The 520-nt window shown below is 66.2% G+C and carries 1 pseudogene; it reads right to left on the reverse strand.

The window, feature by feature from the left end:
- Positions 1-436 (reverse strand): annotated as a pseudogene (locus ACFLIM_RS50295) (hypothetical protein); the annotation flags it as partial.
- Positions 437-520: the final 84 nt, after the last annotated feature.

Genomic DNA, 520 nt, shown 5'->3' on the forward strand with positions numbered 1-520 from the left:
GCAACGTCAGCTCGACCGACCAGACGCCCTCAGGCGTCATCTCCGGATGCACGTGCTGGAAACTGCTCAGATCACGGGAGACGACGATGAAATGCAGCTTCTTGTCGTGCTCGACCTGGTAATCGGTCACCGGCTTGCCGTCGGGACCCGTCACGGTGAAGCGGAAATCGGTGGGCTCACCCGGCTTGATCGCCCCGGTCAGCGAGGTGAGGGTGTAACCGTTCTCGGACACTTGCAGCCCCCCAGGAGTATCACTCTTCGCCTGCTGGGCGGCGTGCTCACCATGTTCCGCACTCGCGGCAGGCGCCGCCATGGCGGCGTGCTCGTCGGCCGGAGCCGCTCCGACCGGCCCGACCACCTTGCCCGCACCCAGGGCGCCGCCGAAGACGACGGCCAGCCCCAGGATGTAGGAACCGAGCTTGGCTGCGGTGTTCATGACTGATTCGCCACTTCGTATCCGGCCTCCTCGACCGCGGCAACGATCTTCGCCGCGTCAACGGAACCGTCGCCGTCCACCCTC

Source organism: Nonomuraea marmarensis (assembly GCF_043197025.1).
Classification (GTDB): Bacteria; Actinomycetota; Actinomycetes; order Streptosporangiales; family Streptosporangiaceae; genus Nonomuraea; species Nonomuraea marmarensis.